Genomic DNA, 21,204 nt, shown 5'->3' with positions numbered 1-21,204 from the left:
TGTCTTTAATCTTATGGCTAATTAATCATCGTATGTGCCCATACCGATAAAGACTCTAAAACAGGCTTAAAAGATTGGCCTAATTCGGTCATTTCATAAACCACTTTAATCGGTGCTTTTTCACCATAAACGGTTCGAGAGATTAAGCCACTTTGCTCTAATTACTTGAGTTGCAGGCTTAAGGTCATTTCTGTAATGGTTGGCATTAATTGATTGATTTCATTAAAACGTTTTGGTCCATCTTTTAGATAATACAAAATAACACCTTTCCATTTTCCACCCACTAAATCCATAGCCATACTGATATGACATGGATACGTTTTTCCATTCATGGTGATTTCACATTTATTTTCAGTATTTGCCATTTTTAACGCCACCTATCAACTTTGATAGTTATTGTACGCTAATACTATAAAAATTATAGTGACTATGATTTTTATAGTTTAAAGGCACTCTCATGGCTTTACTGATTTTAGCTCATCCCTACTACGCTCAATCAATTGCAAATAAAACGATTGTGAATGAACTCGTAAAAACCTATCCGGACCTTGAAGTGCGAGATATTTTCCAGCTTTATCCGGACTATAAAATTGACGTGAGTGCTGAACAAGAAGCCTTATTACGCCACGACACGATTATTCTGCAATATCCAATGTTCTGGTTTAATATGCCCGCAATTTTGAAGCTATGGTTTGATGAAGTTTTTACTTATCAGTTTGCTTATGGCTCTCAGGGCGACAAATTAAAAGATAAAAAAGTCATTATTAGTATGACGGTCGGGCAAAAAGAAGCGAACATGGTGAACGACCAAGAAAACTTAATCGATAGCTTTTTAAAATCAGTTCAACATTCAATTCAATATACGCAAATGCAGTTAAGCGGCACATTTTTGCTTTATGACGTATCGCCATTATCGGGTAACCCAGAGTCGAAAATTAAATTAGAAGCTGTTGAACATGGCCATAAAGTATTAAAACATTTGACCGAAGCATAATAAAAAAGAGAGCATCAATATCGATGCTCTCTTTTAGTTTAAGCGACTGGTGCCAAAGTAAATAGCACTTGTCCTGTTTTTACGGTTTGTCCTTTTTCAATGGTAATGGTTTCTACTTTCATGCGTTCCGGCGCAATAATCGGAATTTCAATTTTCATTGCCTCAATTACCGCAAGGGTCGCACCTTCTTCAACAATATCTCCCGATGCACATTCGATTTTCCAGATTGACCCCGGCATGTGTGATTCGACTGCACAGCCTCCTTCAGGAATAACCACGGTTTCACCTTCATCAACAGCATCTAGGCTTTCAGAGATATATTCTTGTAAGCCCGCTTCGTGCCAACGGCGGCGTTCAGCCTCAAAATTGGCTTGTTGCATATCTTTAAAGGCTTGAATGCTATCTTGATGTGTTTTTAAAAACTCGTTGTATTCTTTTAAGTTAAGCACACCATCTTCAATACGAAGTTGTAGTCGGCCCGCCTTAAAGTCTTCACGCATTTGTAGAAGTTCAGTCTCAGAAACTTCATAAAACTTAACTTGGTCAAAAAAGCGCAGTAACCACGGTTTGCCTTCTTCGAAGTTGGCATTTTTACGGTAACGGCTCCACATTTGGGTCGTGCGACCAACAAACTGGTAGCCACCCGGCCCTTCCATACCGTACACACACATATACGCCCCGCCAATGCCGACCGCATTTTCAGGTGTCCAAGTTCGCGCAGGATTATATTTTGTGGTGACTAAACGTTGGCGTGGATCGAGTGGCGTTGCAACGGGTGCACCTAAATACACATCGCCTAAACCCATCACCAAATAGTTTGCGCTATAAACCACATCTTTAACTGCTTGCTTTGAAGCTAAGCCATTAATACGGCGAATAAACTCGACGTTATCTGGGCACCACGGTGCATCTGGTCGAACAATTTGTGTGTAGCGCTCAGTTGCAAGTTGAGTCTGCGAATCTTCCCAAGCCAAAGGCAAATAGACAGTCCGTGAAGGCACCTGCATATTTTGAATATCGGGTAATTCGGCTTCTGCCTGTTGAAGTTTCTGTAAAAGTTCAAGTTGATCGAGCTGGATTGAATTAAAATGAATCTGTAGTGAACGAATACCCGGTGTTAGGTCGATAATACCCTGAATGTTTTGATCTTTAACCCATTGCATGAGTGCATGAATACGGAAACGTAAGTTTAGATCAAGTACTAACTCGCCATATTCCACCAACAAATAGCTATTTCCTGCTGGTCGATAGGTCACGCTTGGTAAACCAGCGTCACCGTCTAAAGTAGCTAAAACGGCATCTTTTAAAGTATCGGGTTCTGCTTGAATAGCTGGATTAAAACCGATCTGAGTTGTATCAGTCGCGGTTAAGCTTTGATAATATTTTTGATCGAGTGCTTTTGCTTGCGCATAACTCACGGGTACAAATTTGACCTTGTCGCCTGCTTTTAGCTGCCCGATTTTCCAAAGCTCGGAATGAATGACTACCGCAGGACAAACAAAGCCGCCTAAACTTGGACCATCTGGACCCAAAATAATTGGCATATCGCCAGTAAAATCAATTGCGCCAATCGCATAAGCATTGTCGTGAATATTGGAGGGATGTAAGCCTGCCTCACCGCCGTCTTCACGTGCCCACTCTGGTTTTGGGCCAATTAAACGAATGCCTGTCCGGCTTGAGTTGTAGTGAATTTCGAACTCATTGGCAAAGAACGTATCAATATCTTGTTTGGTGAAAAAATCTGGTGCGCCATGTGGGCCATACATGACTGCAATTTCCCAGTTTTGGGTAAAGCTAGGAATTTGCGCTTGAGCTAAAGCTGTAGTCGATTGAGCGGAATATTCAGTAATTGGCAACATATCGCCAATTAATAGATTACGGCCTGCATGCCCACCAAACTGCCCTAAAGTGAAAGTCGCCTGTGACCCTAAATAGTCAGGAACCTCAAAGCCACCTTTCACGCCTATATAGCTACGGCAACCTGAACGGATAATCCCACATTTTAAAATCTGGCCTTTTTTCACATTAATGGTTTGCCACATCGGCACAAGTTCGCCATCAAGTTTTGAAGGCATGTCACCACCCGTAATCACAATTTGGCTGTCGCAGTGAAACTTTAAAGTTGGCCCTTGCAAGGTACATTCAAGCCCTGCCGTATTTGGCTCATTGGCTAGAAGCTGGTTTGCCACCGTTAAACTGAGTGGATCGATGGCACCTGATGGCGGCACACCAACATCCCAATAACCTAATCGGCCTGTTACGTCTTGAATAGCAGTTTGAATACCAGCCTGCAACACCTCAATTTTTTGAGTTTTCCATTCAAACGTATTTAAAAATCGAGTGGTTTGAGTACCTAAAGCAAACACATCACAAGCAATAATGTTTTGCAAATATTCTAAATTGGTTTCGATGCCTGCGACTTGCGTGTTGGCAAGACTGGCACTCATTGCCTGTATAGCTTGGTCCCGTGTTGCAGCAGTCACAATGATTTTGGCAATCATTGGGTCATAAAAAGACGACACCGTTGAACCTGTTTCAACCCATGTTTCGACTCGGGCTTGCGGGTCAAATTTAACATGTGTAAGCAGGCCTGCACTCGGCTGGAACTGTTTAATTGGGTCTTCGGCATAAAGACGAACTTGAATAGAATGTCCTGTTGGCTCTAACTTTTCAGTCGGTGCGGACCAGTCACCGCTTGCCAAGGTAACCATCCATTCGACTAAGTCGACACCAAACACTTGTTCGGTCACGCCGTGTTCAACCTGCAAACGCGTGTTGACCTCTAAGAAGTAAAATTCTTGGGTTTCGGTGTCCATGACAAACTCAACCGTGCCTGCCGAGCGATAGTTCACCGATTGCATGAGTTGAATCGCAACTTTTTGCAAGTAGTCGCGTTGCTGTTCATTTAAATGTGGCGCGGGTGTTTCTTCAATGACTTTCTGATTACGGCGTTGTACCGAACAATCACGCTCACCCAACGCTAAAACTTGCCCTTTCCCATCACCAAAAATTTGTACTTCGATATGGCGTGCATGTTGTACAAATTTTTCTAAATATAAACCTGCATCTTTAAAATTGACCTGCGCTAAATAAGATACGGTTTGGTAGGCATCTTTTAATTCAGTTTCATTCCAGACCAGACGCATACCAATACCACCACCGCCCGCGGTACTTTTCAGCATGACTGGATAACCAATACGAGCAGCTTCGGTCAAAGCCTCGGCTTCATCGGAAAGTAATGAGCTACCCGGAAGTAAAGGCACATTGCTTTTAATAGCGAGTTCACGTGCAGTATGTTTTAAACCAAAATCCAGCATTTGGCTTGAAGTTGGCCCAATAAAGGCAATACCTTGGCTTTCGCACAAATCACAAAACTCGGCATTTTCAGACAAAAAACCATAACCGGGATGAATGGCTTCTGCTCCCGACTGTTTAGCAACCTCAAGGATTTTTTCAATATTTAAATAACTTTGATGTGCAGGTGCAGGGCCAATCAGAAAAGCTTCATCGGCCAAAGTCACGTGTAACGAGTCACGGTCGGCCTCGGAGTAAACTGCAACTGAAGCGATCCCGAGTTTTTTAAGGGTGCGAATTACGCGACAGGCAATTGCACCGCGGTTAGCAATCAGAACTTTTTTAAACATGCTTACACCCCTTCCGCTTCACGGACAACCAGTTGAATTTTGGTTGGGTTATAGGCATTACATGGGTTATTGAGCTGCGGACAATTGGAAATTAAAACAATTAAATCCATTTCTGCCCGAACTTCGACATATTTCCCCGGCCCTGAAATTCCATCATCAAATTTAAGCTGACCGTCTGGTGTAACAGGCACATTCATAAAAAAGTTAATGTTTGGGCCAATATGACGGACATTTAAGCCATGCTTTTTTGCAATCGGGTGTTTTGCCAAGGCATACATAAAGTTGTTACGGCAACTATGCATTGGGTAGGTTTCATGTGCATAGCGAACTGTATTACTTTCACAAGAACAAGCACCGCCAATGGTGTCATGGCGCCCGCAGTTATCATCATGAATAACGGCTATTGGACGGCCCAAATTACTGTAGAGTTTGGTGCCCTTTTCTAAATAGATTTGTTGGTTGATAGCCAAGGTATCCATTGCGCTATAACGCTCAGTCGGGTTTTCTGCACTCATAAATAAAGTATCGACTGCTTGGTTTCCCTCAAGGTCAATAATTCGAAAATATTGGCCTTTTTTAACCTCACACATCCACGCTTCGCCAGCAGGACAAACTTCATTTAAAACTGCTTTTTCAAATGATTGTAAAACTGTCATGATGCTTCTCCTGATTTAAATATTGCTAAGTGCGTAGTAGCGGGCTGTGTTTTGAAACGCGCGCTGATTTTGCGAACATGCATCACGACAAATATCGCTGTCTGTTAGAGAATTGGCTTTAAATAAACTGATTTGAATATCGGCGGGTTGATAGATTGGGCTGGTGTCTAAACCATGCGGCGCAGCAGATAAAAATACTAAGCAGTCCATTTCAAAACGTAGTTCAATGTTTTGATTGGTGTTATCAGAACTGACATAAGACAAAGCGCCGTTTTCATCTGGTGCAACTTTAGAAAATAGGTTAACCGTGGCACTGAGATCTTGGCTGGCAAGTCCATATTTACACATTTCAATCAATAAGCTGTCTAAGCCGTTTTGGTACATATCATTGCGGGCGTCTTGAAATGTACGAGTACCGAATTGCTTTTCAATTTGTTCTGGTCGGCTTGGGCCACAAAGTGCATCATTCCAACCATGATCATCACGAACAATGGAAGCCATGACACGGCCAAGGTCTGAGTACAATACGTTGGAAGCTTTTAAATAGGCAGTGTGTTGCCCTTTTAAACTGTCGGGCATGTTGAAACGTTCAAGCACATCGGCAGCATTTACACAAAACAAAGAAACATTTGCCTGAGCGCCAAGCGAAGTAAATCTAAGAATAGTTCCCTTTTGAATACGACCCGACCAGTGATGTCCTCCGGGTAAAAGTTCGGTCCAAATCGCCTGATTGTTATGATAACTTGCAGTGTTCATAGCTACTCCTGTCGGATAGTTTTAGACTTCCTCCCGGGCTTTTATCCCTCCGTGTAGTTCGCTAGGAACCGTGAACTCTCGGTCCAGACATACTGTAAGTATCGGAACCCTAGATCACTTTTGATTGTTTAAGACTATGCAAAGGACATGCCAGCTGAGTATTACGTTTTTTGTGAAAAGTAATACTCAATTTGAGCAAATTGGGTGCGCTTTAGGTTCAAAAATAAAAAGCTGCACTAAAAATTGTGCATTTCAAAATAAAAAAGCCCCTTTTATTAAGAGGCTCTAGAGTGAAATTATAAGGCTGAGATTTTTAAGGAAGCAGAATCACCTTACGGCAGTCCTCTTCTCTTTCATTAAAAATGCGATAACCTTCTGCGGCATCTTCTAATTTCATTCGGTGGGTAATAATCGTTTCAGGTGTTAATTCACCACGCTCAATCAATTCTAAGAGTTGCGGTAAATATTGATGCACATGAGTTTGGCCCATTTTAAAAGTTAAGCCTTTATCAAAAGCATCACCAAATAAAAAACCATGAATCGGGCCTGCATAGACACCTGGTACGCTGACTACTCCACCACGGCGAACCGCGGCTATACATTGACGAAGCGCTGCGCCACTTGAACCTTCAAGTTTTAAATTGGTCAGGACTGTTTCAATGACACTGCCTTTTGCCTCGAAACCAATCGCATCAATTACCGCGTCGACGCCACGATAATTGTCGGTATTTTGAATAATAAATTCGGCTGCATCGACTTCATCAAAATTAACCGGAATAGCGTCATAGGTTGCCGCCGCATAGTTCAATCGATATTCATTGTGATCGACCATAAATATTTTTTCAGCGCCAAGCATCTTGGCACAAGCAGCACTTAATAGCCCGACTGGACCAGCACCATAAATTGCAACGGTTGAGCCACGTTTCACTTGGGCATTGGTCACTGCCTGCCAAGCCGTAGGCAAAATATCGGTCAAGAAAAGCACTTTTTCATCTGACAGTGAGCCGGGCACTTTAAAAGGTCCTTTATTGGCTTTTGGTACGCGAACATATTCTGCTTGCCCGCCCGGTACCCCCCCATATAAGTGGCTATAGCCAAATAAAGCTGCACCCGGTGGAATCTGCTTTTTATTGATAATCGCGCCGCGCCCTGTATTGGTGGTCTCACATGCAGCGGTCAGGTCGAGTTGGCAAAAGAAACAATCACCACACGCAATCACAAATGGCACAATCACACGGTCGCCCTTTTTAACTGCGGTGACGGCTGGACCGACCTCTTCAACAATGCCCATGAACTCATGCCCAAAGATATCGCCATGTTCAGTCTTTGGGATTTTGCCTCGATATAAATGTAAGTCGGACCCACATATCGCTGTGGCAGTCACACGTAAAATAATGTCATCTGGTTCTTGAATAATCGGGTCTGCAACCGTTTCTACTCGAACGTCTTCTGCACCGTGGTAAGTAAGAGCGCGCATTTGTTATTCCTCTATTTCCTATAATTGTCATTTGATTATGAGGAGGCTTTCTTTACGGTTTGCAACGATTGTTATTTTTCACGTAAGGCATATTGCTCAAATGCAAATGAATTAAGGCTCCACTTCTAACAAAAAACGTGCAATATAGAGATGAAATCACGCCGACGAACTAGAATTCCAGCCTAGTGAAAAGCATGCTAATATCCAAATTCTGACAATTACTCATGTCAAATTTACTTTAGAGGGAACAAGATGTTAAAAACTCAAAAAATCAACATCATACAAGAATTTGATGCACCCATAGACAAGGTCTTTGCAGCCTTAAGTGAACACGAAAATCTAAGCAAACTTTTTGCCCCTGCTAAAGTCACTCGCATTAGTAATGGTAAGGATGCGCGTAACGGCGTTGGCTCTGCACGCAAGATGTCTATTCCGTTTACACCTTCATTTGTTGAAACAAATTTAGTCTACAAAGAAAATGAACTGATCGAGTACGCGATTACAAGCGGCATTAGCCCAATTAAGGCACACCGTGGTGTGATGCAATTTACAGACTTGGGAAATAACCGAACTCGTTTAAATTACACCATTAGCTTTAAAGGTCGCGTTCCTTTTATTGGCCCAATTATTAAAGCGGCTTTACAAAATGGCGTGAGCCGTGGCCTTAAAAAACTTAAGTTTTAATAGCCTCATACCCACTAAAAAAGCCCAGTGATGGGCTTTTTATTTTAGTGTTTCTAGACTTAATACTCAGACAGTTTTCTTAAAAAATAATCTAATAATTTATCTCGTTCATCTGTTTCCTCTTTACTTAACAACTGAACCATTGCCCCATCAATTGCAAATAGAAACATGTGAGCATCTTCTATTAAGGCTGCGGGTTTGACGGTTAAAAGTAGGCCATGTATTTGGGTCACTAGCCAGTTTCTATAATCGACCACCACTTTGTAGGCAGTGGGATAAAACTTTTCAATTTCAAAAATGGCCTTAAAAGGCAAACGGTACAGCCCTTCGAGGTTGGCATGGAGATAAAATATTTTTCTCAGCTTATCAAACACCATAAGTTCACGATAAGAATGAATAATAGAAAATACTTCTTCTTTTAACCCATCTTTTTGAAAGGTTAAACACATTTCAATGAGCCTTTCTTTTGAATGAAAATGGTTATAAAACGTGGCTTTGGTCACCTTAGATTCGGCAATAATTCGGTCAATACCAACCTTGTGAAATCCATATTGGTTAAATAAATCTTTTGCTGTGTGAAGCACTCTGAGTGCTCTAAATGAAGCTTCTAAATTTGGCATAGTTATACCGTTTAAAATAATTTTTTGTTGTATATAAAAGAGATAGTCATGCCGTCACTCTTAAATTGAGTGCTAAATACAGGCATGCAAAAGCCGCACAATAAAGATGTGCTCGCCTATCTCGGGTTTATTGTTGCTATGATTTTTTAGTCGTAACGATGTTTAGGTGTAAAAACCTAGAGTCGGTTAAACCAATTTATAGAGTATTTAAACGGTATAAATAGAGAGATTTTGGCAAAGGCCAATAAATGAGAAGAAATAGTACGCATGAGCGAACTCCTTTGGCTATAAAGAAGTTTCACCACATTACTGTCAAATAATGGTGGTGAAACGAGAGAAGGTTGACAGACTGATAGCCAAAAGATCAGCACACCCGAAGGTGTCCCCCTCCCGTTCCACCGCAGAGGGGGCACGCAGGGATGCCCACAAAAAAGAGAGACTTTTTCGTGTGCGTTGGCTATCCGACCTGTCAAAGTCGACTGGCAATGTAGGCCAGCAGGCAAAGGATAGTATTCGCTTTTCTTGTCGTCAAGCGTGGGAAATGACAATCGTATTAAAGTAGAGCGGTTGGGGAAATAAAAGCTATTACGGTGGAGCAAATACATATAATTTTAATATATTATTTTTTTAAATTATTTTAAAATCCCCTCAACTCCTTAAACCGGAAAGAGTAAATCATGCCTTTTGTGTTACCTCTAATTTGGTATATTCCATATTACTTGTTTTTCAATTTAGTCTTTCTCATTCCTATGTCACTATTAATTTTTATTTTCCAATTAATATTAGTTTTTTTCTTTGGAGACAATAAAGTTACAACTAATATTTGTATGACATTAGCTTTTTTAGTTCTTATGGTTGAATTCTGGCTAATTTATAGAGCATCCTATATAAAAACTTTTGAACAACGAAATTTTTTTCAAGCTGCAAAAGATTCATTAATTGAGCTTAGATTAGGTTTGAAGATGATTTTAAAAAAATAATAGTAGCTTTTATAATTTTGACTACTCAACAACTTTATTAATTAAAATATTATCTGATTGTATTACGACTTAATCAGATAATATTTTTACAGCGATACAAATCGCAATTTCTAGAAAATAGATTTGTACTTAAGATTAGTAATATTTTTTGATAACAAGTGAGTGATATAACTCTATACTGTTATATTCTATAGTTTTAAGAGTCATCTTCATTTTTTGATAATTTTTCTGGCTTCCCGCAATGAGAGCATTGTTTTCTGAAGATAAAACTTAGCCCATTAACAAAAGAACCTAGATCATTCATGAAAAAACCACATTTACACCAAGGGCATATACCGTTAGCTAGCAGCTTAAACATCAAAAATAATATGATAGGAATCATTACTATCGGAAAATAAATAGATAAGTACTTTTCATCTACTCTTGCTAGCATCAATACAACAATAACAACTGATGGAACTAAAAATACTGAGAGTACAAAGTTTCTACGTAAACGCATTAATCGCAAGTATTTTTTCATTTTCTCATCGGCAAATTGTTTTTCCATTTATATTCCCATTTATTTAAAATTTCTCTTTCAAATCGACCGCAGTAAATACCTATTCAATCTTCTAAAAGACTGTCTACAGAAATACACCCTATTTTTAATATAAATATTAATTTTTAGTGAGTTTTACAAACTATTCTTCAAATAGCGATAAAGCATCTTTATTGCCATTTTCTGCTGCTTTTCTTAGCCATTTTTCGGCTAATTCATTATTTTGTTGTACGCCTTCACCTTTATAGTACATCATCCCTACAGTAAATTGTGCTTCGTCATTTTCCTGTTGAGCAGCTTTGCTATACCATTCGAATGCTTTCTTATAATCTTGATTTACACCTATCCCAAGAGCATATATCGCCCCCAAGTTATTTTGTGCTTTTTCATTTCCTTGCTCAGCCGCTTTGCTATATAACTCAAAGGCTTTTTTATTATTTAGCTCTACGCCCTTACCTTGTGCATAAAGTGCTGCAAGATTATTTTGCGCATCGGTATAATTTTGTGCAGCAGCTTTGCTATACCATTCAAAGGCCTTTTTATAATCTTGGGTTACCCCATAACCTTCTTCATAAAGTATGCCCAAATAGTATTTAGCTTCGGCATTATCTTGTGCAGCAGCTTTGCTAAACCACTCAAAGGCTTTCTGATAGTTTTTAACTCCACCATCACCATTTGCATAATATGCACCTAAATTATTTTGTGCTTTCACTTCTCCTTGTTCAGCAGCTTTACTATACCATTCGAATGCTTTTTTATAATTTTGCTCTACCCCTTGTCCAAGAGCATACATTGCTCCCAAATTATTCTGTGCCTCTGCATTTCCTTGATTAGCAGCTTTGCTATACCATTCAAAGGCCTTTTTATAATCTTGAGGAACAACCTGTCCCTCTACATATAATTCGCCAAGTTTTGCTTGAGCTCCTGCATCACCACTTTCTGCTAAATGCGTAATATCTTTAAAATCTGGTTGATGGCCACAAGCTAATAAGTTGATTGCTACTAAAATAATGCCGATTTTTTGAAGTTTTTTTCTTAAAATAAAAAACATAATAAATATTAAATTGTTTGTGATGAGAAATATATTGAATGAATTTTAGCATAAATCCTCAAGCACAATTGACCCAAAACCCAAACAAGCCCTACCTATAAACCACTTACTAATCCATCAACTTTTTACGGCGATACAATCCACAATTCCCAGAAAATAGCGCTGCCAACAAACAAGTAATAATGGCATAAGTGGCAACATTCATTCCAAATAGCTCAACAGCTAAAATAATAGATGTTAACGGTGCCTTACTCGCGCCTGAAAAAAGACTGACCAACCCTAAGCCTGCAAGCAATGAAATAGGCAGGTTTAAAACCGCCCCTAAAGCATTACCTAATGTCGCACCCACATAAAACAGTGGTGTAATTTCACCACCTTTAAAACCCGAACCTAAAGTAATGGCAGTAAAAATGGTCTTGTTAAAAAAGTCGTAAAACTCAATCGGCACATAAAAAGATGAAATGATTTTATCTGTACCCAAGCCATTGTATTGCTGATGCGCAGTGAACAAAGTGAGTAGCATAATGACGATACCACCCGCCATCGTTCTTAAAGGCAAATACCGAACATATTTATAAAAGACATCACTCGCAAAATGAATAGCTGCAATAAAGAAACGCGCAACTAAACCAAAGATCAACCCTGCCGCAATCAGGCTCATGAGCGTTCCAAAATGAATGGCTGGAAACTCGCTAATTACATAAAAAACATGCGGATGAACAATTTCGAATAGCTCAGGGATGGCCGAAGCAATCAGCGCCGACACAAAACATGGAAAAATGGCTGAGTATCTTAAATTACCTAAGGCAGTAATTTCTAAACCATAGATTGCACCTGCCAGAGGCAAGCCAAATACCCCCGCAAATCCCGCGCCAATACTGGCGATTAAGCAAATTTTTCGATTATCTTCCGAGATTTTTAAAATATGGCTCAGGTGGTCAATTAAAGCACCCGAAAGTTGAACTGCTGGCGCCTCACGCCCTGCCGAACCACCAAACAACTGCGTTAAAATTGAGGTGATAAAAATGATGGGGCTCATTCGTTTTGGAATAAACGACTTGGGTTGGTGAATTTCATCTATGAGTAAATGAGTTCCGCGTTCAATGGGCGAACCATATTTTTTAATGAGATAACCAATACCAAAACCCACAAAAGGCAAGAAATAAATAAGCCAGTGATGCAGGCTTCTCACTTTATTTGAAATATCAAAAGCCACAAAAATTAAGGTCGATGCCAACCCTGCAACGACTCCAATCACAATCGAAATGACGAGCCAGTAGACACTGTATTTTAGAATTTGATCATATTCAGATGAAGGTAGAATTTTCATTCGCTTTCTTCAATTCGCCTTTGAGTGAGTGCCAAATTCTCAAATTTTTTTATGCTGCCAGCTCATTAAGTGAGAAATGCTTAAACTGGGCTAAAAATTAAAGCCCGCATATGCGAGCTTTCAATACAGTGATTAATTTTTAGTATCACCAAACTGTGACAAATATCTCATAATTACTGTGTTTTTTCAAGACGAAATTCGTTAACGACAACGTTGAAAAATTTCCTCACTGATTTGATAGATAAAGGTTATGTTGAGTCTTAGCGTACTAAGACTCAATCAATTTAAAACAGTTCAAAGCTTAGTGAATACTCGCAATCACGGTTTCTGCATGGCAGGTCGTGCCTTTCTCGGCACCAATCTGAATAACACCACTGCGGTGTGCCAGTACTTGAACTTCCATTTTCATGGCTTCCATAATGGCAACCACTTGCCCCTCGGTGACCTGCTCACCATTTTCAACTTTCCAAGCACTAATCACACCATTGATGGGTGCCAGTAAATGCTCGGCACTGACTTCTGGCTCGGCTATTTGGGCTTGAACGGCGGTTGCTGGCCCTTGTGCAAACATGCCCGCAGGTAAACCTAGACGGTGTAACTTGCCATCAATTTCAATGTAGCTGAGCAGCATTGGTTGTTGATGGTTTGGAATGCCGCGTTTGGTTGGCTTTAACTCTTGTTTAAAGTCATTTTCGATCCAGCGTGTATGTACATTAAATTCATCGGTAAAGCCAGGTTCATTGAGTACCGCACGGTGGAAGTCTAAAACCGACGCCACGCCTTCAATTTTGAATTGTTTCAAAGCACGTTTCGCACGGGCAATTGCAACTTCGCGGGTTGGACCACTGACAATCAGTTTTGCCATGAGTGAGTCAAAATGGCTAGACACTAATGACCCAGTGCGAACACCTGTGTCCACGCGTACACCGTGACCAAACGGCGCTTCAAACAAACTCAACACACCAAAGGCCGGAATAAACCCACGCGCTGGGTCTTCGGCATTAATGCGAAACTCAATGGCATGACCTTGAGCTTTCGGTGTTTCTTTAATAGAAAGCACTTCACCTTGAGCCACGCGAATTTGTTCAACGACCAAATCGACTTTTGAAGTTTCTTCAGTCACTGGGTGTTCAACTTGCAAACGTGTGTTTACTTCCAAGAATGAAAGCTTGCCATCACGACTCAGTAAATATTCAACTGTTCCCGCACCCACATAGTTTGCAGCCTGACAAATATTTTTTGCCGAGCTTAAAATTTGTTGGTAAATCTCATCGCTAATAAATGGCACGGGCGCTTCTTCGACTAACTTTTGGTTGCGGCGTTGCAACGAGCAATCGCGTGTACCCAGTACCACAATATTGCCATGTTGGTCGGCTATTACTTGCGCTTCTACATGGCGCGGTTTATCTAAATATTGCTCGACAAAACATTCACCACGGCCAAAGGCAGCTTTTGCTTCACGTACTGCCGACTCATAAAGCTCTTTGACTTCTTCGAGTTTCCACGCGACTTTTAAGCCGCGGCCACCGCCACCAAACGCCGCTTTAATGGCAATTGGTAAACCATATTGTTTAGCAAACTCTAAAGCTTCCTCTGCATTATTAAGTGGGTCTTGCGTACCCTGAACCAAAGGCGCACCGACTGAAGCAGCAATTTTACGTGCTTCAATTTTATCACCTAGTTTTTCAATAGCGCTTGGAGATGGTCCTACCCACTTTAAACCTGCATCAATCACAGCTTGGGCAAATTCGGCACGTTCAGATAAAAAGCCATAACCCGGATGCACCATCGTCGCTTTTGATTTTTTTGCAACTTCGATAATGGCTGGAATATTTAAATAGGTTTCACTGGCAGTCGCACCAGCCAAGCCCCATGCTTCATCTGCAAGTTCGACATGCATGCTATTAATATCGTCATCTGCATATAACGCGACCGATGCAATTCCCATATCACGACAAGCATGGATAATACGAACGGCAATTTCACCACGGTTAGCAATCAATAATTTTTCTGTATTCATCATTCATTCTCAAAATCTGTAAATTCGGCAATTTTTTTAAATTTGATGCGGCAACCTGCCGGAATCTGTGCCACCAAATCCCAATGGTGTTTAGCAACTGAAGCAATGACCGGATATCCGCCCGTTAAAGGATGATCATTCATAAACAAAACCGGCTGCCCACTCGGTGGAATTTGCAAAGCGCCAATACACGTGCCTTCACTTTCCAGTTCATGGGTGATTTTGCGAGTTAAAGGCTGTTCACCTGAAAGTCTTAGCCCGACTCGGTTGCTTTCATTGGTTACCAGCCATTCTTGCTGACAGAGCAGCTCAATACTGTCTTGTTCAAACCAGTCTGTGCGCGGTCCCATCACAATATCTAGCTCAACGACTTCGCCAGCTTTTGGCAAATCACTTTTACCCACTTCATTTACACTAATGTTGGCTGCCTTTACTTGCCCTTGGTAAATGCTATCTCCAAGCTTTAAAGGCTCTGGCCCTAACACTGCTAAGCTATCAAACGAAGCACTATTGAGCACTGGTTCAACGTCTATACCACCGCGAACTGCCAGATAGTTTCTTAAGCCTGCGGTTGGTGGCTGAATTTGAAATTCATCGCCTTCATCCAGATCAATCGGTTGATAGCTTGCAAAGTCTGCGGTTTGACCATCGGCAAATTTCACACGAATGTTTGAGATTGCACCTGCCACCGCAATAACGCCTGCATGCTGCATTTTGGCTTTTAGGCCGCCATTTAAAACTTCAATGACAGGTGTATCGGTTGGGTTACCCACAATACGGTTGGCACTATGCATGGCAGATAAATCCATTGCACCAGCCACGCCAACACCAATATTGGTCTGGTTTAAACGCCCTTCGTCTTGAATAAGCATTTGTAAACTTGGCGCAGTAATTGTAAATAGTGGCACCGATTGTTTCGGCTCAGCCTTACGTGTGATTTGCTGCGGTACAGTCACCGTAGTTGGACGATGCGTGACATCTTCAAAATGTACAGTCATGCCCGGTAACAGCAATGCAGGATTTTTACGCTCTAAATCCCACATTTTTTCTGTTGTTGTACCAATCAGCTGCCAACCACCCGGACTGTCTTTTGGGTAAATACCAGAGTATTTTCCAGCCAACCCCAAAGAGCCTGACGGTATTTTTTTACGGGGAACCGTTAAGCGTGGAATATCGGTAAAAGGCTTATCGGGACTGCTCATATACGCAAAGCCCGGCGCAAAACCAATAAAAGCCACATTCCACACGCTTTGGTGATGTTTTCTAATCACATCAGCAACAGTCAGCCCTTGTAACTCGGCAACTTGCGCAAGGTCTTCGCCGTTATAGCAAATCGGCACAATCACTTCTTGGCCGCTACGCTCAAATCCAGAATCAATTTTGAGGCTCTGAATTGAAGCAACTAGCGTTTTAAAATTGGTTTCGATCTCATTAAAAAAAACCAAAATTGTTTTTGCAGCGGGGACTAAGTCTTTAATTCCATTCAATTGCGTATTTTGCAATTTATTGTACAACGCCAATGTTTCTTCTAAGCTCGCAAGCTCAATCAGAAAACAATCGGCGTTTACCGATAAAAAACGCATTTGCTTATCCTTTTTAATTCTTCCTTAGCTATTTAGCCCATCCAAGCGCGGTCAGGAATATCGGTAATAAACATGTAACCCGGTGCATGACTAATGGCAAAAGGAATTTTCGAGTTCATGACTGCTGCTTGCGGTGTTACGCCACATGCCCAAAACACTGGAATTTCACCCGCTTCAATACGGGAAGCATCACCAAAGTCAGGCTTGTTTACATCCGAAATTCCTAAGCTTTCAGGGTGACCAATATGTACAGGCGCGCCATGTACACTCGGCATGCGTGCTGTAATTTTTACCGCTTCACTAATTTGATGAGATGGAATTGGTCGCATGGAAACCACCATATTTCCTGAAATACGCCCTGCCGGTTCGCACTCTATATTGCTCAAATACATCGGCACATTGGTATCGTCATGAATATGGCGAACTTCAATACCCGCTTCTTGCAAAGCTGTTTCAAATGAAAAACTGCAACCAATCAAGAAAGTCACCAAATCAGGATGAGCATTATAAATTTCTCTCGCATCAGTCACTTCATCGACCATTTCGCCATCTTTCCAAATGCGATAACGTGGAAAGTCAGTTCGGATGTCTGAGTCTGCGGCAAGCTTAGTTGCATAGATGCCTTCTTCGAGCACATCAAGCACCGGGCAGCTTTGCGGGTTACGGTGTGCATAAAGTAAAAAGTCATACGCCCACTCTTTTGGCACTGAAATCATGTTGACCTGCGTCATACCCGCAGCCATGCCCGCCGTTGGTTTATCGAAACCTGCACGGATTTTTAAACGTGCATCTAATGCGGCTTCAAGCTGAGCTGGGTCGACTTTAATATCCTTATACATTGCGCTCTTCCTTATGCTTTATTTACAAATGGGCGGATTTCAATATTATTTTTTACAAGCTCGGCTTTAATGGCAGCCGACATTTCTAATGCACCGTCGGTGTCACCATGTAGGCAAATCGTGTCAGCCTGAATTGGGGTAAATACGCCATCAATTGACTCGACCCCACCATTTTTAAGCATAGACACCACACGGCTCGCAACAAATGCCGAGTCGTGTAAAACCGCACCTTCTAGACGACGGGAAACTAATGAACCATCACTGTTATAGGCACGGTCTGCAAATGCTTCGGACACAACTTTTAAACCAGCAGCTCGTGCTTGCTCTACCAAGTTAGACCCCGCCAAAGCAACTAAAACCAGTTCAGGGTTATACATTTTAATGGCATCAATTACGGCTGCTGCCTGAGCTTGGTCATGGGCAATGGTGTTGTAGAGTGCACCGTGTGGTTTAACGTACTGCACTTTTGAGCCAGCTACTTTCGCTAAACCATCGAGTGCAGAAATTTGGTAAAGCACGTCGGCAATGAGTTCGTCACGTGACAAATCCATATTACGACGGCCAAATCCAACAAGGTCTGGATAAGACACGTGAGCGCCAATGGTCACGCCAAGTTCAACCGCTTTACGAACTGTTTTTAAAATGCCGAGCGGGTCACCAGCATGAAAACCACAAGCAATGTTCGCACTGGTCACAACAGGTAAAATCTGGTCATCATTACCCATTTTCCATGAGCCAAAGCTTTCGCCCAAATCACTATTTAAATCTACAAACATGGCATTATTCCTTTATCACTTAACAAAGTCTGGCTTAAAGCTTGGTCAAATAGTTAAACACTGTCGTAAATGACATATAGCCCATCTACCACGTTAACAGACATGTTAATCCACCTAAAATAAGCAACCACTTTGGATAGTTATAATTACCCATTAAATCTTTACGGCATGCAGCCACATACACAAAAATTGTAAGGCCAATTGGCAACACCAAACCGTTAAAACCACCTACGAAAATGAGTAGACCTGCCGGAGTTGCACCCAATAACACATAGAGCAATAACGCTAATGCGATAAAGGTAATGGTCGTATAGTTGGTCTGTTTTGGAGTTAAGTTCTTTTTAAACGCGGTAAAGAATGATACTGAAGTATATGCTGCGCCAATGGTGCTACTAATGCCGGCTGCCCAGAAAATTAAACCAAATAATTTAAAACCAAATGTACCCGCTGCATATTGGAATGCTTGAGCTGCCGGATTGGCGTCATGGCTGGCTAAATCAATGGTTGCACCGCTCACCACTACACCTAAAAAAGCCAAGAACAACACATAGCGCATGATGCCGACTACAACAATGCCCTTGGTCGCAGCTTTGGCAACTTCATTAATATTTTCAGGTCCAACAGCACCTTTATCGAGTAAACGGTGTGCTCCGGCGTAACAGATATAACCACCAACTGTACCGCCAACAATGGTGGTAATAATGGCAAAGTCGATCTGATCTGGAGCAAAGGTTTGCTGAACTGCTTGCCCAACAGGAGGCATTACAATGACGGCCACAATAATAATCAGCAAGATTTTAAGCAATCCCAACACGATCATGCTTTTATCCATGGCAAGCGTTGCTTTTTTGGAAGCAAAAATCAAAATGGCTAAGGCACCACTTAAAATACCGCCCCACTTTGTATCTAGGCCAAAAAGTGCATTTAAACCTAAAGCTGCACCTGCAATATTACCGACACTAAAGAAAAACCCACCCAATATCACCAGAAACGCCAGTAAGTAACCACTACCCGGTAAGGCTTTATTGGCAATGTCTGATGCACGCATCTGGGTAAGTGTCACCACTCGCCAGATATTTTGTTGGACGACATAATCAATCAAAATAGAAATTAAAATTGCAAAGCCAAATGCAGCACCTAACTTAACTGTAAATACAGCAGTTTGGGTTAAAAATCCTGGCCCCATTGCAGAGGTCGCCATCATAAAAATTGAGGCAACAATGGCCCATTGGCGATCTGATAAAAAAGAAGATTTCAGTAAAGACATATTAATGCGTTCCTCATCCATTTGAGCTTAACAACGCTATTTTCAAATTGAATCAAGAACATCATTTTTGTCCCAAACGATATTCTTTAATCCTTTTAAATGACAAAGATTCCCTGTTCCCCAATCAACACAATCGGTGATCAAATCTTGTGTTTAAAATAAAAACATAGCTAATCCCTACGAACAATAAGACTTTTTACAGAAATTTAAAATTTTAAATTTTTGATTTTTATAAACTTATCTTCAAAAGTAAGAGTGGGATAAATTTTACTTATTGAAGTACATAAGCTGCTTTTATCGTTTTACCTACAAAACAGCTTTTTTTAATAAGAAAAAATAGGGATAAAAAGCATTCAAGAAATAGCTTATTTTTTAATTTGTTCATTGAGTCTTTTCATGGCACTTTCTGAAACCTGAACCGCCACTTCAGTTAATTTTTCTTTCAAAGCAACGTCATTACCATGAATATAAATAGACGTGAAATGAAAGGTTTTTAAACGGATGGGCGTATTTAATATTTCCAATCGTCCGTCGGTAATTTCCTTTAATGCCGTTAAGGTCGGCACGACCGCAATACCCAAACCTTGCTCTGCTAGACGCAATAACGTCGCTAAAGAATAACTGGTAATAGAAAGTGGTTCATCAATCCCCTTTTCTTTCATTTTTGCCTTTAATTCTTTATAGGGATAGGTAATTTTTGGATAGGTTAAAATGGTATGCGACATTAAGGTTTTAAAAGACATTTGCCCAATTCCACCTTTAAAAGATGGCGCCGCCAAGAAACTCAGTTCAAAGTTACAAAGCGACTGCTCAATACATTCAAAAGCCAAAGTTGGCCCAAGCAAAAAGGCCATGTCCAAGTCGCCTGTACGTACCCCTTCTTGCAAGTTAGGGGTCAGATCTACCACAATTTCAACCGAAACTTTTGGGAATTCCTGTTGAACTTTTTCGATATATTCAACCAACCACGTATACACAATGGTTTCGGAAACGCCTAAACGTATGGTTCCGGTCAGGTGCTGGTTTTCGGTAAGCTCGGCAACTAAATCAGTTTCTAAACGCATAAACTTTTCGGCATACTTAAATAATGTCATACCTTTATGGGTCAGTTTAAACTGCCGCAAGCTCCGGTCTAAAACTTTAAAACCTAATTCATTTTCAAGAGATGTGATTTTTTGAGATACCGCAGGCTGCGTGGTTTGTAATTTAGTTGCTGCCTTATTGAAGCTATTTAAAGTCACCACCCAGTAAAATGCTTCAAGATTCTTTAAATTCACGTTTCGTCCTGTCTTAAAAATTCCTTTACTTTTATAGTATGTAAGTTTTTAGCTGAGTTAGGCTACCCATTTATTCGTTTTTAGTTAAATTTGATTTATTTCACTTAAAAAATAACGTTGAGCTTTTGATAGAAACTTACTTAAAGCTAAATGTATTCAATGTTTTCATTCTTCTAAAATCTACAAATATAAAATACTGTAAATTGCATCAACCGCCCTTAAGGACGGTTGATCGTTATAAATTAAAAGTAATTGAAGGTAATTTTTATAACATCACACGTGATTACTGTGCTGCGTTCACACCAACAATAAACTGACTACAATTTGAACCTTCAGAAGCATTACCTAATTGCTTTTCAGAAAACTTAAATTTTGATGCAACAGAAGCATAATCTTTTTTAAGGGTTTGACCTGTGAGCTCACCTAACTCTTTCACTTGTTCAGGCTTTAAAATTCCGTGTTCAACTGCTTGATTGACCATTACACATGCGGTGGTCATCGCATCATAACGTGCGGCCGTTTTAGAGTAACCTATCGCACCGACTACACCACCAATAATTAAACCAACCACTACAGCCAAAGTTACATGCATTTTATTCATTTTAAATACCTAAAAAAACAAACTAAAAAGGAGCACTTTAAGAGTTTGTGCTCAAGTAGAATTAAGATAGCTGCTTTTATTTGATATAAAAAGTTAGATTCTTTCAGTTTT

At 40.7% G+C, this 21,204-nt stretch carries 18 protein-coding genes, 1 pseudogene and 1 riboswitch; of the genes and pseudogenes, 3 read left to right on the top strand and 16 right to left on the bottom strand.

Annotation, left to right across the window (positions count from 1 at the left end):
- Positions 1-17: 17 nt before the first annotated feature.
- A pseudogene (locus EG365_RS15080) lies at positions 18-365 on the bottom strand (winged helix-turn-helix transcriptional regulator).
- Positions 366-457: 92 nt separating this feature from the next.
- On the opposite strand from EG365_RS15080, the gene EG365_RS15075 reads away from it, so the two are divergent.
- Entirely contained in the window at positions 458-994 is a 537-nt protein-coding gene (locus tag EG365_RS15075; protein WP_001196271.1) for an NAD(P)H-dependent oxidoreductase, read from the top strand.
- A gap of 38 nt (positions 995-1,032) precedes the next feature.
- Here EG365_RS15075 and uca read toward each other — a convergent pair whose 3' ends face one another.
- The 4 genes from uca to EG365_RS15055 form a co-directional block, all read right to left on the bottom strand.
- Positions 1,033-4,638, bottom strand: coding sequence for an urea carboxylase (gene uca, locus EG365_RS15070; protein ID WP_000475274.1), 3,606 nt, complete (start codon positions 4,636-4,638; stop codon positions 1,033-1,035).
- A 2-nt stretch (positions 4,639-4,640) separates the two neighbouring features.
- Positions 4,641-5,294 carry an urea amidolyase associated protein UAAP2 gene (locus tag EG365_RS15065; RefSeq protein ID WP_000217385.1) on the bottom strand — a complete coding sequence of 218 codons (654 nt, stop codon included), beginning with the start codon at positions 5,292-5,294 and terminating at the stop codon, positions 4,641-4,643.
- A gap of 15 nt (positions 5,295-5,309) precedes the next feature.
- A complete protein-coding gene (locus EG365_RS15060) occupies positions 5,310-6,050 on the bottom strand; it encodes an urea amidolyase associated protein UAAP1 (protein ID WP_001090541.1) in 741 nt (246 codons plus the stop codon).
- Positions 6,051-6,078: 28 nt separating this feature from the next.
- Positions 6,079-6,174, bottom strand: a riboswitch (guanidine-I (ykkC/yxkD leader).
- 189 nt (positions 6,175-6,363) lie between these two features.
- Positions 6,364-7,527 carry a zinc-dependent alcohol dehydrogenase gene (locus tag EG365_RS15055; RefSeq protein ID WP_001202390.1) on the bottom strand — a complete coding sequence of 388 codons (1,164 nt, stop codon included), beginning with the start codon at positions 7,525-7,527 and terminating at the stop codon, positions 6,364-6,366.
- A 252-nt stretch (positions 7,528-7,779) separates the two neighbouring features.
- Here EG365_RS15055 and EG365_RS15050 point away from each other — a divergent pair, with 252 nt between their 5' ends.
- A complete protein-coding gene (locus tag EG365_RS15050; protein ID WP_000921216.1) occupies positions 7,780-8,211 on the top strand; it encodes an SRPBCC family protein in 432 nt (143 codons plus the stop codon).
- Positions 8,212-8,270: 59 nt separating this feature from the next.
- Here the strand turns inward: EG365_RS15050 and EG365_RS15045 are convergent, their stop codons facing one another.
- The gene (locus EG365_RS15045; protein WP_001133095.1) at positions 8,271-8,831 is read right to left on the bottom strand and encodes a TetR/AcrR family transcriptional regulator; all 561 of its coding nucleotides are present in this window, start codon (positions 8,829-8,831) and stop codon (positions 8,271-8,273) included.
- Between the two features lie 677 nt (positions 8,832-9,508).
- Here EG365_RS15045 and EG365_RS15035 point away from each other — a divergent pair.
- Positions 9,509-9,811 carry a hypothetical protein gene (locus EG365_RS15035; RefSeq protein ID WP_001117238.1) on the top strand — a complete coding sequence of 101 codons (303 nt, stop codon included), beginning with the start codon at positions 9,509-9,511 and terminating at the stop codon, positions 9,809-9,811.
- Between the two features lie 196 nt (positions 9,812-10,007).
- Here EG365_RS15035 and EG365_RS15030 read toward each other — a convergent pair whose 3' ends face one another.
- The 10 genes from EG365_RS15030 to EG365_RS14985 all read right to left on the bottom strand — a co-directional run bounded on the left by EG365_RS15030 (position 10,008) and on the right by EG365_RS14985 (position 21,093).
- Positions 10,008-10,358, bottom strand: coding sequence for a hypothetical protein (locus tag EG365_RS15030; RefSeq protein WP_000414792.1), 351 nt, complete (start codon positions 10,356-10,358; stop codon positions 10,008-10,010).
- A gap of 133 nt (positions 10,359-10,491) precedes the next feature.
- The gene (locus tag EG365_RS15025) at positions 10,492-11,400 is read right to left on the bottom strand and encodes an SEL1-like repeat protein (RefSeq protein WP_000465125.1); all 909 of its coding nucleotides are present in this window, start codon (positions 11,398-11,400) and stop codon (positions 10,492-10,494) included.
- Positions 11,401-11,509: 109 nt separating this feature from the next.
- Positions 11,510-12,730 (bottom strand): chloride channel protein, encoded by a 1,221-nt coding sequence (locus tag EG365_RS15020; RefSeq protein WP_000698627.1) that lies wholly within the window; start codon positions 12,728-12,730, stop codon positions 11,510-11,512.
- Positions 12,731-13,031: 301 nt separating this feature from the next.
- On the bottom strand, positions 13,032-14,750 hold the full coding sequence (locus tag EG365_RS15015; RefSeq protein WP_001090994.1) for an acetyl/propionyl/methylcrotonyl-CoA carboxylase subunit alpha: 1,719 nt from the start codon (positions 14,748-14,750) through the stop codon (positions 13,032-13,034).
- Positions 14,750-16,333, bottom strand: coding sequence for an urea amidolyase family protein (locus EG365_RS15010; RefSeq protein WP_001211799.1), 1,584 nt, complete (start codon positions 16,331-16,333; stop codon positions 14,750-14,752). The genes EG365_RS15015 and EG365_RS15010 overlap by 1 nt, the downstream gene beginning before the upstream one ends.
- 32 nt (positions 16,334-16,365) lie before the next feature.
- Positions 16,366-17,172: a putative hydro-lyase gene (locus EG365_RS15005; protein ID WP_000276191.1), complete on the bottom strand. Its 807-nt coding sequence runs from the start codon at positions 17,170-17,172 to the stop codon at positions 16,366-16,368.
- A gap of 11 nt (positions 17,173-17,183) precedes the next feature.
- Positions 17,184-17,948: a LamB/YcsF family protein gene (locus EG365_RS15000; protein WP_000496072.1), complete on the bottom strand. Its 765-nt coding sequence runs from the start codon at positions 17,946-17,948 to the stop codon at positions 17,184-17,186.
- Between the two features lie 85 nt (positions 17,949-18,033).
- Positions 18,034-19,236 carry an NRAMP family divalent metal transporter gene (locus EG365_RS14995; protein WP_099714997.1) on the bottom strand — a complete coding sequence of 401 codons (1,203 nt, stop codon included), beginning with the start codon at positions 19,234-19,236 and terminating at the stop codon, positions 18,034-18,036.
- 344 nt (positions 19,237-19,580) lie between these two features.
- Positions 19,581-20,492, bottom strand: a complete 912-nt coding sequence (gene mumR / locus EG365_RS14990) for a LysR family transcriptional regulator MumR (protein WP_001049897.1) — start codon at positions 20,490-20,492, stop codon at positions 19,581-19,583.
- Between the two features lie 283 nt (positions 20,493-20,775).
- Entirely contained in the window at positions 20,776-21,093 is a 318-nt protein-coding gene (locus EG365_RS14985) for a hypothetical protein (RefSeq protein ID WP_001038421.1), read from the bottom strand.
- Positions 21,094-21,204 lie beyond the last annotated feature (111 nt).

The sequence above is a fragment of the Acinetobacter sp. FDAARGOS_494 genome (assembly GCF_003812225.1).
In the GTDB taxonomy this organism is placed as follows: Bacteria; Pseudomonadota; Gammaproteobacteria; order Pseudomonadales; family Moraxellaceae; genus Acinetobacter; species Acinetobacter baumannii.
The sequence above is the reverse complement of the archived record's forward strand: the minus strand, read 5'-3'. Positions and strand labels throughout refer to the sequence as shown.

Excerpts from the sequence above, each read along its gene's own strand:
- EG365_RS15075 (WP_001196271.1), top strand. The coding sequence starts at position 458 with ATGGCTTTACTGATTTTAGCTCATCCCTACTACGCTCAATCAATTGCA.
- uca (WP_000475274.1), bottom strand. The coding sequence starts at position 4,638 with ATGTTTAAAAAAGTTCTGATTGCTAACCGCGGTGCAATTGCCTGTCGC.
- EG365_RS15065 (WP_000217385.1), bottom strand. The coding sequence starts at position 5,294 with ATGACAGTTTTACAATCATTTGAAAAAGCAGTTTTAAATGAAGTTTGT.
- EG365_RS15060 (WP_001090541.1), bottom strand. The coding sequence starts at position 6,050 with ATGAACACTGCAAGTTATCATAACAATCAGGCGATTTGGACCGAACTT.
- EG365_RS15055 (WP_001202390.1), bottom strand. The coding sequence starts at position 7,527 with ATGCGCGCTCTTACTTACCACGGTGCAGAAGACGTTCGAGTAGAAACG.
- EG365_RS15050 (WP_000921216.1), top strand. The coding sequence starts at position 7,780 with ATGTTAAAAACTCAAAAAATCAACATCATACAAGAATTTGATGCACCC.
- EG365_RS15045 (WP_001133095.1), bottom strand. The coding sequence starts at position 8,831 with ATGCCAAATTTAGAAGCTTCATTTAGAGCACTCAGAGTGCTTCACACA.
- EG365_RS15035 (WP_001117238.1), top strand. The coding sequence starts at position 9,509 with ATGCCTTTTGTGTTACCTCTAATTTGGTATATTCCATATTACTTGTTT.
- EG365_RS15030 (WP_000414792.1), bottom strand. The coding sequence starts at position 10,358 with ATGGAAAAACAATTTGCCGATGAGAAAATGAAAAAATACTTGCGATTA.
- EG365_RS15025 (WP_000465125.1), bottom strand. The coding sequence starts at position 11,400 with ATGTTTTTTATTTTAAGAAAAAAACTTCAAAAAATCGGCATTATTTTA.
- EG365_RS15020 (WP_000698627.1), bottom strand. The coding sequence starts at position 12,730 with ATGAAAATTCTACCTTCATCTGAATATGATCAAATTCTAAAATACAGT.
- EG365_RS15015 (WP_001090994.1), bottom strand. The coding sequence starts at position 14,750 with ATGAATACAGAAAAATTATTGATTGCTAACCGTGGTGAAATTGCCGTT.
- EG365_RS15010 (WP_001211799.1), bottom strand. The coding sequence starts at position 16,333 with ATGCGTTTTTTATCGGTAAACGCCGATTGTTTTCTGATTGAGCTTGCG.
- EG365_RS15005 (WP_000276191.1), bottom strand. The coding sequence starts at position 17,172 with ATGTATAAGGATATTAAAGTCGACCCAGCTCAGCTTGAAGCCGCATTA.
- EG365_RS15000 (WP_000496072.1), bottom strand. The coding sequence starts at position 17,948 with ATGTTTGTAGATTTAAATAGTGATTTGGGCGAAAGCTTTGGCTCATGG.
- EG365_RS14995 (WP_099714997.1), bottom strand. The coding sequence starts at position 19,236 with ATGGATGAGGAACGCATTAATATGTCTTTACTGAAATCTTCTTTTTTA.
- EG365_RS14985 (WP_001038421.1), bottom strand. The coding sequence starts at position 21,093 with ATGAATAAAATGCATGTAACTTTGGCTGTAGTGGTTGGTTTAATTATT.